The organism is Rhodococcus sp. NPDC059969 (assembly GCF_042738325.1).
In the GTDB taxonomy this organism is placed as follows: Bacteria; Actinomycetota; Actinomycetes; order Mycobacteriales; family Mycobacteriaceae; genus Rhodococcus_F.
The window spans coordinates 299,647-313,353 of the sequence record NZ_JBHWUF010000003.1; the positions used below are offsets into that span (position 1 = coordinate 299,647).

Here is a 13,707-nt window from a genome sequence, read left to right on the forward strand (position 1 = left end):
CCCTCGCAATCCACGTACACCATGTCAGGAGACATCTGCCAGTGTCGATCACAGACGAGATCCACGTCCTCACGCAACCCGTCCACCCCTCGGACTGGACCGACCTGGACACCAAGGCTGTCGATACCGCCCGCGTGCTCGCCGCTGACGCGGTTCAGAAGGTCGGCAACGGCCATCCCGGAACTGCAATGAGCTTGGCGCCGTTGGCATACACCCTCTTCCAGCGCGTCATGCGCCACGATCCTTCGGATGCAGAATGGGTCGGCCGTGACCGCTTCGTTCTTTCCTGTGGCCATTCGTCCTTGACGCTGTACACCCAGCTCTACCTGTCGGGCTACGGTCTCGAACTCGCGGACCTCGAAGCTCTCCGCACGTGGGGCGCTTTGACCCCCGGCCACCCCGAGGTCGGCCACACCGTCGGCGTCGAGATGACCACGGGTCCGCTGGGCCAGGGCCTCGCCTCCGCAGTTGGTATGGCGATGGCTGCGCGCCGTGAGCGCGGGCTGTTCGATCCGGAGACCCCGGTCGGCTCCTCCCCCTTCGACCATCACATCTACGTGATCGCGTCCGACGGTGACATCGAAGAAGGCGTCACCTCCGAGGCGTCGTCCCTCGCCGGTGTCCAGGAACTGGGCAACCTCGTCGTCTTCTACGACGACAACAAGATCTCCATCGAGCACGACACCACCATCGCTCTCGGCGAAGACGTCGGAAAGCGCTACGAGGCGTACGGCTGGCACGTTCAGCACGTCGAGGGCGGCGAAAACGTCTCCGGCATTCTCGACGCAGTCGCTGCGGCCAAGGCCGTCGTCGATCGCCCGTCGATCATCCTTCTCCGCACCATCATCGGTTTCCCGGCTCCGAAGAAGATGAACACCGGCGACGTCCACGGTTCCGCCCTGGGTGCCGACGAGGTCGCTGCGGTCAAGGAAGCCCTCGGATTCGATCCGAGCAAGTCCTTCGACGTCGACGCCGACGCTTTGGCTCACGCCCGTGAGGTCGTCTCGCGCGGCGCCGACGCACGCAAGGCATGGCAGGTCGAGTTCGACGCGTGGGCTGCACGTGAGACCGAACGCAAGGAACTCTTCGACCGCCTGTTCGCCGGCGAATTCCCCGCCGGCTGGGCCGACGCTCTCCCGACCTACGAGGCCGACGCCAAGGGCGTTGCGACTCGCAAGGCCTCCGGTTCGGCACTCAACGCGCTCGGACCGATCCTGCCCGAACTGTGGGGCGGCTCCGCTGACCTCGCGGGCAGCAACAACACCACCATCAAGGGCGCAGATTCGTTCGGCCCGTTCTCCATCTCCACCAACGACTGGAATGCGCAGCCTTACGGCCGCACGCTCCACTTCGGCATCCGTGAGCATGCGATGGGCTCGATCCTCAACGGCATCGCGCTGCACGGCCCGACCCGCCCGTACGGCGGAACCTTCATGGTCTTCTCCGACTACATGCGTCCGGCCGTTCGCCTGGCTGCACTGATGAAGACTGCCGTCACCTACGTCTGGACCCACGACTCCATCGGTCTCGGCGAAGACGGCCCGACTCACCAGCCGGTCGAGCACCTGGCGGCACTGCGCGCCATCCCGAATCTCGCCGTCGTCCGCCCGGGCGACGCCAACGAGACCTCGTTCGCCTGGCAGGCAGCACTCGAGAACAAGACAGGACCGACCGCTCTGGCACTCACCCGCCAGGACATTCCGGTTCTCGAAGGCACCAAGGAGAAAGCTGCCGAGGGCGTCAAGCGCGGCGCGTACGTTCTCGTCGACGCAGCCAACGGTTCGCCCGAGGTCATCTTGCTGGCCACCGGTTCCGAACTGCATCTGGCCACCGAGGCTCGTGAGACCCTCGAAGCTCAGGGCGTTGCAACCCGCGTCGTTTCCGTGCCCTGCCTCGACTGGTTCCTCGAGCAGGATCAGGCGTACCGCGACGAGGTCATTCCGCCCGCCGTCCGCGCACGCGTGTCCGTGGAAGCCGGCATCGCAATGCCGTGGTGGCGCATCCTCGGCGACGCCGGTCAGGCCGTCTCGCTCGAGCACTACGGCGCCTCCGCCGATTACAAGACCTTGTACCGGGAGTTCGGCATCACTGCCGACGCGACTGTCGAAGCCGCGCAGCGCTCCCTCGCAGCTGTGAAGGGATGATCTCGATGACACAGAACGTGAATACCGAAAAGCTCTCCGCTGCAGGCGTTTCCATCTGGCTCGACGACCTCTCGCGAGATCGCATCCAGTCCGGCAACCTGCAGAACCTCATCGACACGAAGTCGATCGTGGGCGTCACGACCAACCCGTCGATCTTCCAGGCAGCCCTGTCCAAGGGCTCGGCTTACGATGCTCAGGTTCGTGAGCTCGCACAGCGCGGCGCCGATGTCGACGCCACCATCACCGCGGTGACCACCGACGACGTGCGCGCTGCGTGCGACATCCTGGCTCCGCAGTTCGAGGCGTCGAACGGCGTCGACGGCCGCGTGTCCATCGAGGTCGATCCTCGCCTGGCACACGACACCGACGCCACCGTCGCGCAGGCGATCGAGCTGCACAAGATCGTCGATCGCCCGAACGTCCTGATCAAGATCCCCGCGACGCTGGCAGGCATTCCCGCCATCGCCAAGGTGATCGGCGAGGGCATCAGCGTCAACGTCACCTTGATCTTCTCGGTCGAGCGCTACGAAGCAGTCATGGGCGCATACCTCGAAGGTCTGGACACCGCCAAGGCTGCCGGCCGCGACATCTCGTCCATCGAGTCGGTCGCCTCGTTCTTCGTCTCCCGCGTGGATTCCGAGATCGACAACCGCCTCACGGCAATCGGCACGCCGGAAGCTCTCGAGCTTCGCGGCAAGGCTGCACTCGCAAACGCTCGCCTGGCGTACAACGCGTACCAGCAGATCTTCGAGGTGCAGCCGCGCTTCCAGGCTCTTCTGGCAGACGGCGCCAAGGCTCAGCGTCCGCTGTGGGCGTCGACCGGCGTGAAGAACCCGGATTACCCGGACACGCTCTACGTCACCGAGTTGGTTGCACCCAACACCGTCAACACCATGCCGGAGAAGACGCTGGACGCTCTCGCCGACCACGGCGAGATCACGGGCGACACCATCTCGGGTACCGCTCAGGAATCACAGGCGGTCTTCGATCAGCTCGCCGCTGTCGGCATCGATCTTGCGGACGTGTTCACGGTCCTCGAAACCGAGGGCGTCGACAAGTTCGAGGTGTCCTGGAACGAGTTGCTCGACGCAACTGCCGAGCAGCTCCGCGCAGCAACCCAGAAGAGCTGAGCCTGTGAGCGATTCCGCGGCGGCATCAGATTGGGTGAATCCCCTTCGGGACAGCACCGACAAACGGCTTCCGCACATTGCGGGGCCCTGCGCCCTGGTGATTTTCGGTGTTACCGGCGACCTTGCCAGGCGCAAGCTCATGCCAGCCATCTACGACCTCGCCAACCGTGGACTGTTGCCGCCCGGATTCGCTCTGGTCGGGTTCGCCCGGCGTGACTGGACGGACGAGGACTTCGCGAACGTCGTCCTCGAAGCAGTCAAGGACGGTGCTCGCACCAAGTTCCGCCAGGACGTGTGGGAGCGGCTCGCCGAAGGCATCCGGTTCGTGGAGGGCAGTTTCGACGAGGCCGAGGCCTTCCAGAACCTGTCCGAGACGTTGGCCACGCTCGACAACGAACGTGGTATCGGCGGCAATCACGGGTTCTACCTTGCGATTCCGCCCAACGCGTTTCCTCAGGTGCTCGAGCAACTGTCGGCGTCGGGCCTCGCGCAGGCCGAGGACGGTCAGTGGCGACGCGTGGTCATCGAGAAGCCGTTCGGTCACGACCTCGAGAGCGCTCGCGAACTGAACGCCGTCGTCAACAAGGTGTTCCCCGAGGACACGGTCTTCCGTATCGACCACTACCTCGGTAAGGAAACGGTCCAGAACATCCTGGCTCTGCGCTTCGCGAACCAGTTGTTCGATCCGATCTGGAACGCGCACTACGTCGACCACGTTCAGATCACGATGGCTGAGGACATCGGCCTCGGTGGACGCGCCGGGTACTACGACGGCATCGGCGCGGCCCGTGACGTGATCCAGAACCACCTGCTGCAATTGCTCGCGTTCACGGCGATGGAAGAACCCATCAGCTTCGAGCCGCTCAATCTGCAGGCGGAGAAGATCAAGGTCCTCTCTGCCACTCGCCTCGCAGAACCCCTCGACGAGACCACCGCCCGCGGCCAGTACGCGGGCGGCTGGCAGGGTGGGCTGCCGGTGGTCGGGCTCCTCGAAGAAGACGGCTTCGCAGCGGACTCCATCACGGAGACCTTTGCCGCCATCACCCTCGAGGTCGACACCCGCCGCTGGGCGGGTGTGCCGTTCTACCTGCGCACGGGCAAACGACTCGGCCGTCGTGTCACCGAGATCGCAGTGGTGTTCAAACGCGCACCGCACCTGCCGTTCGACAAGACGATGACCGAAGACCTCGGCCAGAACGCTCTGGTCATCCGCGTGCAGCCCGACGAGGGCGTCACCATGCGGTTCGGCTCGAAGGTTCCCGGATCGAGCATGGAGGTCCGTGACGTCAACATGGACTTCTCGTACGGTCAGGCTTTCACCGAGTCGTCACCGGAGGCGTACGAGCGACTCATTCTCGACGTGTTGCTCGGCGAGCCGTCACTGTTCCCGGTGAATGCCGAAGTTGAATTGTCTTGGGAGATACTCGATCCCGTCCTCGAGCACTGGGCCGCCGGCGGTAAGCCGGAACCCTACGAGGCCGGAACGTGGGGACCACCGTCTGCGGACGAAATGATGCAACGCACCGGACGCGAATGGAGGCGACCCTAGTGATTCTCGATTTGCCGTCCACCACCACGGTCCAGGTCAGCAAGAAACTGGTCGAGGTACGTAAGACCGGCGGCGCTGTCACCTTGGGGCGAGTGTTGACGCTCGTCGTCTGCACCAGGGACACCGGGAACGCCGAGGAAGCCATCGAGGCCGCCAACGAGGCAAGTCGCGAGCACCCTTGCCGCGTCATCGTGCTTCTGCGTGGCGACGAGCAGAGTGAGCCCCGGCTCGATGCTCAGATCCGTGTCGGCGGCGACGCCGGCGCCTCGGAGGTCGTGGTCCTGCGTCTCTACGGTCCGCTTGCGGATCACGAGAGCAGCGTCGTCATCCCGTTCCTGCTCCCCGACACCCCGGTAGTCGCGTGGTGGCCCCTCGAGGCACCCGAGATTCCGGCGAAGGACCCCGTCGGGAGGCTCGCGATACGGCGCATCACCGATGCCACCGGTGCCCCCGATCCGACGGCCACCATCAAGGGGCGACTCGCGTCGTATACCGCCGGTGATACCGATCTCGCCTGGAGTCGCGTCACCTACTGGCGCGCGCTGCTTGCTTCGGCTCTCGATCAGCCGCCGCACGAGAAGATCACCTCCGCAGTGGTCTCCGGTCTCAAAACCGAACCGGCACTGGATATTCTCGCCGGTTGGCTGGCGGCCAAGATCGACGGTCCGGTCATTCGGCGTACGGGTGAGCTGACCGTCGAGTTGAAGCTAGAGACCCGCAGCATTTCCATCAGTCGCCCGCAGGAGGGCACGACTGCAACGTTGATCCGCACCGGTCAGCCCGACGCGCTGGTTTCTCTGGGTCGCCGAGAGACACGCGATTGCCTCGCCGAGGAATTGCGTCGACTCGATCCCGACGAGATCTACGAGGAAGCTCTGGCTGGATTGGAGAAGGTGACCTATGAGTGATGTTGTCGTAGAGAAGTTTTCCGACGCCGGCCAACTCGTCAATGCTGCTGCCGCACGCCTGGTCACGACCATCGTCGAGGCCCAGAAGGCTCGCGGAGTCGCATCCATCGTTCTGACCGGTGGCGGAACCGGGATCGCACTTCTCGGGAAGTTGCGGAATGCTCCCGGCGACATCGACTGGTCTCAGATAGACCTTTACTGGGGTGACGAGCGGTTCCTGCCGTCCGGCGATCCCGAGCGGAACGAAGTGCAGGCTCGAGAGGCGCTCCTCGATCATGTGCCGGTCGATCCCGACCGAGTACATGCGATGGCCGCATCCGACGGTATCTACGACGGTGATCCCTACGGTGCGGCGACGGCGTACGAACAACTGCTGGGCGCCCAGGCACACGGCAATCAGGTCCCGACCTTCGACGTGCACCTGCTCGGCATGGGCGGCGAAGGACACGTCAACTCGTTGTTCCCGCACACCGACGCCGTTCGAGAAGAAGCGCGATTCGTTGTCGCGGTAACGGACTCCCCCAAGCCGCCACCGGTTCGCATCACGCTGACGTTGTCCGCTGTTCGGCGTGCCAAAGAGGTCTGGTTACTGGTCTCCGGCGCAGCAAAGGCCGAGGCCGTTGCCAAAGCGGTTGGTGGTGCCTCGGCCGAGGACTGGCCGTCCGCCGGAGCCACCGGTTTGGTTGCGACGCGTTGGTTCCTCGATACAGACGCTGCCTCGCAGCTTCCGTGATCTGATTTTCACAGATCTGATTTTCACACCGGCCGGGAATCGTCTTCGGGCGATTCCCGGCCTGGTGGAAGGTCGACGACCTTCTCACAGCGGCGAGTTTCGATTACCCGCCGACTCCGGATCGAATGCGAATTTCCTTTTGACGGAACGGAACTCAATCCCGAGATCCCGTTCCTCCAACGGGCACTCTGCCCGACACAACGATTCATCTCTCCCCCTGTTTCGCTCCTCCGAGCAATTACTACCTTGGACGCCGCGGATCAAGGTTCGGTTCCGCAGATCGCCGTCGCTCTTGAACGAAGCAAACCGGGCGGGAACAATCGAACAATGTCGTGGACACTGAATCCGGACGCTCTCCGCGGGCGCGTAGCTGTTGTTGCCGGGGCGACGAGGGGCGCCGGACGCGGAATCGCCGCAGCCTTGGGCGAGGTGGGTGCAACTGTCATCTGCACTGGTCGGAGCACATCTGCCGGGATACTTCAGTCGGACTACCCGCGCGGCGAGACCATCGAAGAGACTGCGGAACTTGTCACCGCGCTGGGCGGCGTCGGAGTGCCGATTGCCGTCGATCACCTCAAGAGCAAACAAGTGGCTGATCTCGCCGAACGCTTGCGCGCCGACTACGGACATATCGACATCTTGGTCAACGACATCTGGGGCGCGGAATTGCTCAAGGGTGGGCCGGCGGAGTGGAACACACCGGTATGGGAACACGATGTGGACAAGGGCTTTCACATCTTGCGCCTGGCGATCGACACTCACATCACCACGTCGCATCACCTCCTGCCGCTGATGATCGATCGACCTGGTGGAATGGTCGCCGAAATAACCGACGGCACTACTGAATACAACGCGTCGAACTATCGCATCTCGGTGTTCTACGACTTGGCGAAAGTGTCGGTGAACCGGCTCGCTTTTTCGCAAGGCCACGAATCGGCCCCGTTCGGATGTACTGCCGTCGCCATCACTCCGGGGTTCCTGCGATCGGAGATGATGCTCGACAATTTTGGTGTCGGCGAATCGAATTGGCGTGACGCACTGTTGCCGAATCGGGATGGCCCGACTGCACCTCCGGATTTCGCACGCTCCGAGTCACCGAGATTCATCGGACGTGCGATCGCGGCCCTCGCCGCCGATCCGAACCGGAAGCGATGGAATCAGCGATCTGTCAGTTCCGGCGAACTCGGAACCGACTACGGGTTCACCGACGCCGACGGGAGCCGACCCGATTTTTGGCATCACCAACGCTGAACGTGATTAGTCAGCGATCTTCCGACGAGCCGTCTACCTCGCGATACGACCACCCCCGCAGAAAGCGCCTTGCGTTGGTCAGATACGCGCGCAGATGCGTGAGCATGCCGGCGAACTCCCAAGGTTCCACATTTTTCATACCTAATGGTCTCATTTGCCCCCCCCAGTCGCCATCAGTGGGAGTCGGAGTGCGATTAGGATCCGAGCATGGCAGAATTCGCGACGATCGACGGATACATCGCGTCGTTTCCCGCCGACGTGCAACCAGCCCTCGAAAGCATCCGCGAGACGATTCACAACACGGTTCCAGGCCTCGATGAAACCATCAGCTATCAGATGCCGACCATGACGGTGAACGGCAAGAACCTGGTTCATTTCGCAGGCTGGAAACACCACATCTCGATGTACCCACTGCCGGCGGGTGACGCAGAGTTCGAGAAGTCCGTCGACCCGTACCGGTCCGCGAAATCAACCGTGAAGTTCCCACTGAACAAACCGATCCCCCTCGATCTGGTGGCTCGGATCGTCGAATTGCTCGCGCAGCGCCACTAGCCTCGGTTCCCGTCGGAGCCTTGTGAGAACGTATGGCAGTGCAGAGACAACCCATCCGCCGCATCAAGGCGGGGCCATCGTCGGGCGCTGACGTAGGCAGTTGGCCGATGACCGTGCCTGCGGTCGCGCAGATCGTTGAGGACGGTCTCGAACTTCCACCGGGTGTCACGATTTTGGTCGGCGAAAACGGAGCCGGGAAGTCGACCGTCATCGAAATTCTTGCCGCCGTTCTCGGGCTCAATGCCGAAGGCGGGTCGACCAATACGCGGCATCAGACCCGATCGAGTGAACCGGGCGGCCTCGGCCTTCTGGTCGAGCGGAGCCCCGGCGCATCGAAGTGGGCGTACTACCTTCGGGACGAAACCTTGCACGGGTTGTACACGTACCTGGAGGACAACCCCAATCCCCGGCACCCTGAACCGCAATATCATCAGCTTTCCCATGGAGAAGCGCTGCTCGAGATCTTGTCGTCGAGGACCGCCGACGGCGGGTTCTATCTCATCGACGAACCCGATGCCGCCCTCTCCTTCCGAGGAACGTTGACGCTCGCCGCGTTGCTCGGTGAGCTGGTGGACTCCGGCGCACAGGCAGTGATCGCGACGCACTCGCCGATCATCGCGGCGCTCCCGAACGCCAACCTGCTCGAGATCGGCGAATGGGGAATCAGAACCGCAGGATGGGAAGACCTCGATCTCGTCTCGAACTGGCGACGGTTCCTTCACGACCCACAGACGTACCTGCGCCACCTGATCTAACCTGGAACTCCACCCCCCAGGAGGCCTCCATGGCATACGACAAAGCGCTAGCTGAGCGTATCCGCGACGCGCTCTCGGGCGAGGACGACGTCGAGGAAGTAAAGATGTTCGGTGGCCTGAGTTTCATGGTCAACGGGAAGCTGGCCGCCAGCGCGAACTCACACGGCAACATCATGGTTCGTTGTGCCCCCGATCGTGTCGACGAGCTTCTGACGCACAAGGGTGCAAGTTGGCCCGAGATGCGGGGTAAGCCGATGAGCAAGGGATGGATCGTCGTCGACCGAACCGGAACGAGTTCTAACGTCGAATTCAATGCGTGGATCAAAGAAGCGCTGGACTTCGTTCACTGACTGGTACTGCCGGTTCGATCAATTTCGGTCGATTCGGCAAAAGTGAACTGGGCGGCCCTTAGACTCCGGAAAAGCATTTCGATTGGGCGCCTCGACGCCGCGGAGGAAAGGTGGTCCGTCCCGTGACGTTCACACCCAATCAGCCGGATCACCAACGCGCCTTCGGCTTTCAGCCGCCGACGACCCGCGCAATTCCCTCCCTCATGCCCGACCGTTTCGGACCGAATCTCGTCGGATCGTTGTGGGCGTGCGCCGGAATCGTCGCCGGCAGCCTCGGCCCGTGGACGTCGTCTTCCGCCCTCGACCACAGTGGTATGGACGAATGCGGGGCGATCACTCTCGTCCTCGCGATGTGTGCGGTCACTCCACTGATCGCGATCATGGTCCGCGACGTCACCCCCGAGATGAAAAATCACTGCACCGGACCGCTGGTGGGAATCGCTGTCTTGATCGTTGCCGTCGGAAACGCCGCGGCCATCGTGGGACGTAGTCCCGAGATCGCCGGGCCGTCCATCGGGTGGGGACTGTGGGTGGTCATCGCGTCTGCAGTGATCCTGTGCGTCACGTCATCGACCGTCGCGCACCTGATCAGGTTCCAGGCGGCAATGATCACAAGGTCTTGATCAGCGGTCACAAGGTCTTGATCAGCGGTCACAGGGTCTTGATCAGACCGCCGTCGATCACGAAGTCCGCGCCCGTCACATTCCCCGCACGATCGCTGGCGAGGAACAACACCAGGTCGGCAACCTCTTCGGGGAAAGTGAACCGCCCAGTCTCGGCGCCGGCCGCGGCACTTTCGACGATGTCGTCGGCGGCAGATCCACTCGCCTTCGCCAACGTCGATGCCACACCGTGCTTGCCTAGCCACAACTCCGTTTGCACCGGCCCAGGACTGACGGTGTTGACGCGGATCCCTTTCCCACCCAGCTCTTTCGACAACGACTTCGAGAAGTTGGTCAGCGCTGCTTTGGCGGCGCTGTAGTCGATCACCGTGGGGTCGGGCAGGAAGGCGTTGACCGAACTGATCGTCACGATGCTCCCGCCGCCTCGGCGGATCAACTCCGGTAACGCGGCGCGAACCGTGCGCACAGCCGACAAGAACGTCAGATTGAACGACGACGCCCACTCGTCGTCCGTGATACTTGCGAAACCACTGGTTCTCGGGGTGACAGCACCGACGTTGTTGACCAGGATGTCCACGCCGCCCCTGCCTGCTGCGACCTCGAGCAGTCGAGTTGAGCCTTCGGCACTCGCCAAATCGACCGCAACAAACCTGACGGCGCCTCCGGACTGCAGCGATTCGAGTTCAGGTGAGAGCGTCCGAGAGCCGGCGACAACATGGACGCCCTCAGCGACCAACGCCCGCGTGACAGCCAGTCCGATACCCTTTCCCGCGCCGGTCACCACCGCGGTTCGCCCGTCCAATTGCAGATCCACCGCGGTCCCCGTTCGGTCCTGCGCGCAGCGGGAGATGTGCGTGCAACAGCCCTAGAGTCGCCGCACGCACACCGTGATAAACCTGCCGGCCTATCCGCTGTCACACCTAGCCACTGTTACACCTAGCCACTGTTGCGAAGTGCAGTCGCCAGGCCGTTCATCGTCAGCTGGATGCCCCGACGCACCTGGTCGCTCTCGTCGCCGGACCGGTATCGACGGATCAGCTCGACCTGTAGATGGTTGAGAGGTTCGAGGTACGGGAACCGGTTGTGGACCGAACGCTCGAGGCCCGAGTTGTCGGCAAAGAGGTTCTCGTTTCCCGTGATTGCCTTGTACATGCGAATTGTGCGTTCGTGCTCGTCGGTGATCATTCCGAAGACTCGATCGCGTAGTTCTGCGTCGGGGACGAGGTCCGCGTAGCGAGCCGCCAAACCGAGGTCCGACTTCGACATCACCATGGCCATGTTCGAGAGCACGGTTCGGAAGAACGGCCACTTCTCGTACAGGGCCGTCAACGTGGCAAGCCGACTGTCGTCTCCGTCGATCCATCGTTCGAACGCGGCACCGGTGCCGTACCAACCCGGAAGCATCACGCGAGACTGACTCCACGAGAGCACCCAGGGAATTGCACGCAGGTCGGAGATCGCCTTGGTCTGCTTGCGAGAGGCAGGGCGAGAACCGATGTTGAGTGCCCCGATCTCGGCGACCGGTGTGGACGCTTCGAAGTACTGCACGAATCCTGGTGTGTCGTGCACCAGTTCGCTGTACGCGGTGCGGGCGAGGGCGGCAAGCTCGTCCAATACTGCATAGGCCGCGTCTGCATCGCTGCCGAGACCTTCGACGTCGAGCAACGTCGACTCGATAGTCGCTGCAATCAGTGTTTCGAGGTTGCGATGCGCGAGGCGCGGTTCGGCGTACTTGGCGGCAATCACCTCACCCTGCTCGGTGATTCGCAAAGAACCCGCGACTGCACCGGGAGGCTGAGCCAGAATCGCTTCGTAGCTCGGTCCGCCGCCACGTCCGACCGTTCCACCGCGGCCGTGGAAGAGTCGCAATCTGATTCCGCTCTTACGCGCGGCATCGACAAGGTCGAGCTCGGCACGGTACAGCGCCCAGTTGGCAGCTAGATAGCCACCGTCCTTGTTGGAATCGGAGTACCCGAGCATCACTTCCTGACTGTCACCGCGGGACCGGACGATCGCACGGTAGATCGGGATGTCGAGCGTCGCCAGCAGTGTGTCGGCGCCGCCCTGCAGATCCTCGATCGTCTCGAACAACGGAACGATGCCGATCGGGCAGGAGGGTTCGCTGCCGACGCCGGGATCGAGCACCCCGACCTCTTTGAGCAGCACTGCGGCCTCGAGCATGTCACTGACCGAGGTACACATGCTGATGATGTAGTTGGGTACCGCACCCGCTCCGAGAACCCGCACTGCCTTCGCGCCGGCCGCCATGATGGCCAGTTCCTTGGTGGTCAATTCGCTGAACTCGGCATCCGGCGAAGTCAGCGGTCGCCTCGTGGTCAGCTCGGCCGACAACAATTCCACTCGCTCGGCCTCCGGCAAGGACGCGTAGTCCGGGTGAACTCCGGCCCACGCCAGAAGTTCTGCGACGACGCTTTCGTGAACCTCGGAGTTCTGCCGCATGTCCAGGCCGGACAGGTGAAAGCCGAACACCTCCACCGCTTCTCGGAGCCGATCGAGTCGATCGTCGGCAATGGTCTCGTCGCCGAAACGACGCAGCGAGGTGTCGATGATTCCGAGATCCCGCTGTAGTTGTGCCGGATCGGTGTACGCCTCGAGACCGTCATCGGAACCGTGAGCGGGCAACTCCCCCAGCACCGACAATGCGGTGGCGCTCAATCGCCCACGGATACCACGAATTGCGCGACGGTACGGCTCGTCGGCCCGGAATGCCGAATCGTCGCCGGAAGTGGACGCCAGCAGATCGAGTTCGGGCGTGACGGACACCAGCCGCGCCGACATCGACAGTTCACGCTCGAGATGTTCGAGTTCCTCGAGGTGATGCTCGAGAGCAGTCGCCGCAGCGCGCGACGTGGCGCGCTGGACGATTTCGCCGGTCACGTACGGATTGCCGTCTCGGTCACCGCCGATCCACGAACCCGGCCTCAGGATCGGTTCCGGCAGGAGCCCGGCGTCCGGCCAACGAGTGCGCAGAGCTTTGCGAACCTCGGCGTTGATCTTCGGAATCACCTCGAACAACGCTGCGTCGTAGTAGCGCAGGCCTACCTCGATTTCATCCTGGATGCGGAGGCGGCTGAGCCGGATCAGAGCCGTCTGCCACAGGGTCAGGATCTGACGGCGCAATTGCAGATCGACATCAGCGGTTTCTGCGACGCTCAGCGCCGTGCGCTCGCGGTATCGCATCAACTCGGTGATCCGACTCTGCGTCTCGAACACCGTGCGGCGACGAGTCTCCGTCGGGTGAGCGGTGATGACGGGTGAGACCAGGGCGCCCCGCAACGCTTCTTCGACGGTGGCCGAGTCGATATCGGCCGCATCGAGTTTGGTGTACGTGGCCGCGAGAGTGCTGTCTCGGGGCGGTTCACCCGCGTTGACGTGGATGGCCCGTCGACGCTCGCGATGGATGTCCTCGGCCAGGTTGGCGAGCAGTGCGAAGTGACTGAACGCCCGGATGACGGGAATGGCGTCGTCCGTACTGATTTCGGCGAACAGCGACACCAGTTCGGCGCGATCGATCTCCGAACGACGGACTCGGAACGACTCGACACGGGCTCGCTCGACCAGATCGAACACATTGTCGCCGGCTTGCTCTCGCACTATTTGTCCGAGTATTCCGCCGAGAAGCCGGATGTCTTCGCGCAGCGGCTCGGTGGCCTCTCGCGGTGTTTCTCGATGCGACGCGGTTTCAGTCATC

The 13,707-nt window shown here is 63.2% G+C and carries 13 protein-coding genes; 10 read left to right on the plus strand and 3 right to left on the minus strand.

Annotation, left to right across the window (positions count from 1 at the left end):
* Positions 1-41 precede the first annotated feature (41 nt).
* The 6 genes from tkt (at position 42) to ACFWAD_RS12890 (ending at position 7,715) form a co-directional block, all read left to right on the plus strand.
* Complete coding sequence (gene tkt, locus ACFWAD_RS12865) at positions 42-2,144, plus strand: transketolase (protein ID WP_378533111.1); 2,103 nt, start codon at positions 42-44, stop codon at positions 2,142-2,144.
* Between the two features lie 5 nt (positions 2,145-2,149).
* Positions 2,150-3,274 (plus strand): transaldolase, encoded by a 1,125-nt coding sequence (gene tal / locus ACFWAD_RS12870; protein WP_378445962.1) that lies wholly within the window; start codon positions 2,150-2,152, stop codon positions 3,272-3,274.
* Between the two features lie 4 nt (positions 3,275-3,278).
* Entirely contained in the window at positions 3,279-4,823 is a 1,545-nt protein-coding gene (gene zwf, locus ACFWAD_RS12875) for a glucose-6-phosphate dehydrogenase (RefSeq protein WP_378544296.1), read from the plus strand.
* Positions 4,823-5,731, plus strand: coding sequence for a glucose-6-phosphate dehydrogenase assembly protein OpcA (gene opcA, locus ACFWAD_RS12880; RefSeq protein WP_095970270.1), 909 nt, complete (start codon positions 4,823-4,825; stop codon positions 5,729-5,731). The genes zwf and opcA overlap by 1 nt, the downstream gene beginning before the upstream one ends.
* Positions 5,724-6,464 (plus strand): 6-phosphogluconolactonase, encoded by a 741-nt coding sequence (pgl, locus tag ACFWAD_RS12885; RefSeq protein WP_378544299.1) that lies wholly within the window; start codon positions 5,724-5,726, stop codon positions 6,462-6,464. The genes opcA and pgl overlap by 8 nt, the downstream gene beginning before the upstream one ends.
* Positions 6,465-6,791: 327 nt before the next feature.
* On the plus strand, positions 6,792-7,715 hold the full coding sequence (locus ACFWAD_RS12890) for an SDR family oxidoreductase (protein WP_378544302.1): 924 nt from the start codon (positions 6,792-6,794) through the stop codon (positions 7,713-7,715).
* Positions 7,716-7,725: 10 nt separating this feature from the next.
* Here ACFWAD_RS12890 and ACFWAD_RS12895 read toward each other — a convergent pair whose 3' ends face one another.
* Positions 7,726-7,854, minus strand: coding sequence for a hypothetical protein (locus ACFWAD_RS12895; protein ID WP_283304649.1), 129 nt, complete (start codon positions 7,852-7,854; stop codon positions 7,726-7,728).
* 68 nt (positions 7,855-7,922) lie between these two features.
* Here ACFWAD_RS12895 and ACFWAD_RS12900 point away from each other — a divergent pair, with 68 nt between their 5' ends.
* From ACFWAD_RS12900 to ACFWAD_RS12915, 4 genes are all read left to right on the plus strand, one after another.
* Positions 7,923-8,267 (plus strand): iron chaperone, encoded by a 345-nt coding sequence (locus tag ACFWAD_RS12900; protein WP_378533121.1) that lies wholly within the window; start codon positions 7,923-7,925, stop codon positions 8,265-8,267.
* A gap of 107 nt (positions 8,268-8,374) precedes the next feature.
* On the plus strand, positions 8,375-9,022 hold the full coding sequence (locus tag ACFWAD_RS12905; RefSeq protein WP_378544305.1) for an AAA family ATPase: 648 nt from the start codon (positions 8,375-8,377) through the stop codon (positions 9,020-9,022).
* Positions 9,023-9,051: 29 nt separating this feature from the next.
* A complete protein-coding gene (locus tag ACFWAD_RS12910) occupies positions 9,052-9,372 on the plus strand; it encodes a TfoX/Sxy family protein (protein ID WP_230815565.1) in 321 nt (106 codons plus the stop codon).
* Between the two features lie 122 nt (positions 9,373-9,494).
* Positions 9,495-9,995, plus strand: coding sequence for a hypothetical protein (locus tag ACFWAD_RS12915; protein WP_378544308.1), 501 nt, complete (start codon positions 9,495-9,497; stop codon positions 9,993-9,995).
* A gap of 28 nt (positions 9,996-10,023) precedes the next feature.
* Here ACFWAD_RS12915 and ACFWAD_RS12920 read toward each other — a convergent pair whose 3' ends face one another.
* Positions 10,024-10,809 carry an oxidoreductase gene (locus ACFWAD_RS12920; protein WP_378544311.1) on the minus strand — a complete coding sequence of 262 codons (786 nt, stop codon included), beginning with the start codon at positions 10,807-10,809 and terminating at the stop codon, positions 10,024-10,026.
* Between the two features lie 122 nt (positions 10,810-10,931).
* On the minus strand, positions 10,932-13,706 hold the full coding sequence (gene ppc / locus ACFWAD_RS12925) for a phosphoenolpyruvate carboxylase (protein WP_378544314.1): 2,775 nt from the start codon (positions 13,704-13,706) through the stop codon (positions 10,932-10,934).
* Between the last annotated feature and the right edge of the window lies 1 nt (position 13,707).

What these genes read in the sequence shown, in the direction of transcription:
- ACFWAD_RS12910 (WP_230815565.1), top strand. Translation starts at nt 9,052, where the DNA reads ATGGCATACGACAAAGCGCTAGCTGAGCGTATCCGCGACGCGCTCTCG.
- ACFWAD_RS12900 (WP_378533121.1), top strand. Translation starts at nt 7,923, where the DNA reads ATGGCAGAATTCGCGACGATCGACGGATACATCGCGTCGTTTCCCGCC.
- ppc (WP_378544314.1), bottom strand. Translation starts at nt 13,706, where the DNA reads ATGACTGAAACCGCGTCGCATCGAGAAACACCGCGAGAGGCCACCGAG.
- ACFWAD_RS12895 (WP_283304649.1), bottom strand. Translation starts at nt 7,854, where the DNA reads ATGAAAAATGTGGAACCTTGGGAGTTCGCCGGCATGCTCACGCATCTG.
- pgl (WP_378544299.1), top strand. Translation starts at nt 5,724, where the DNA reads ATGAGTGATGTTGTCGTAGAGAAGTTTTCCGACGCCGGCCAACTCGTC.
- ACFWAD_RS12905 (WP_378544305.1), top strand. Translation starts at nt 8,375, where the DNA reads ATGACCGTGCCTGCGGTCGCGCAGATCGTTGAGGACGGTCTCGAACTT.
- tal (WP_378445962.1), top strand. Translation starts at nt 2,150, where the DNA reads ATGACACAGAACGTGAATACCGAAAAGCTCTCCGCTGCAGGCGTTTCC.
- ACFWAD_RS12890 (WP_378544302.1), top strand. Translation starts at nt 6,792, where the DNA reads ATGTCGTGGACACTGAATCCGGACGCTCTCCGCGGGCGCGTAGCTGTT.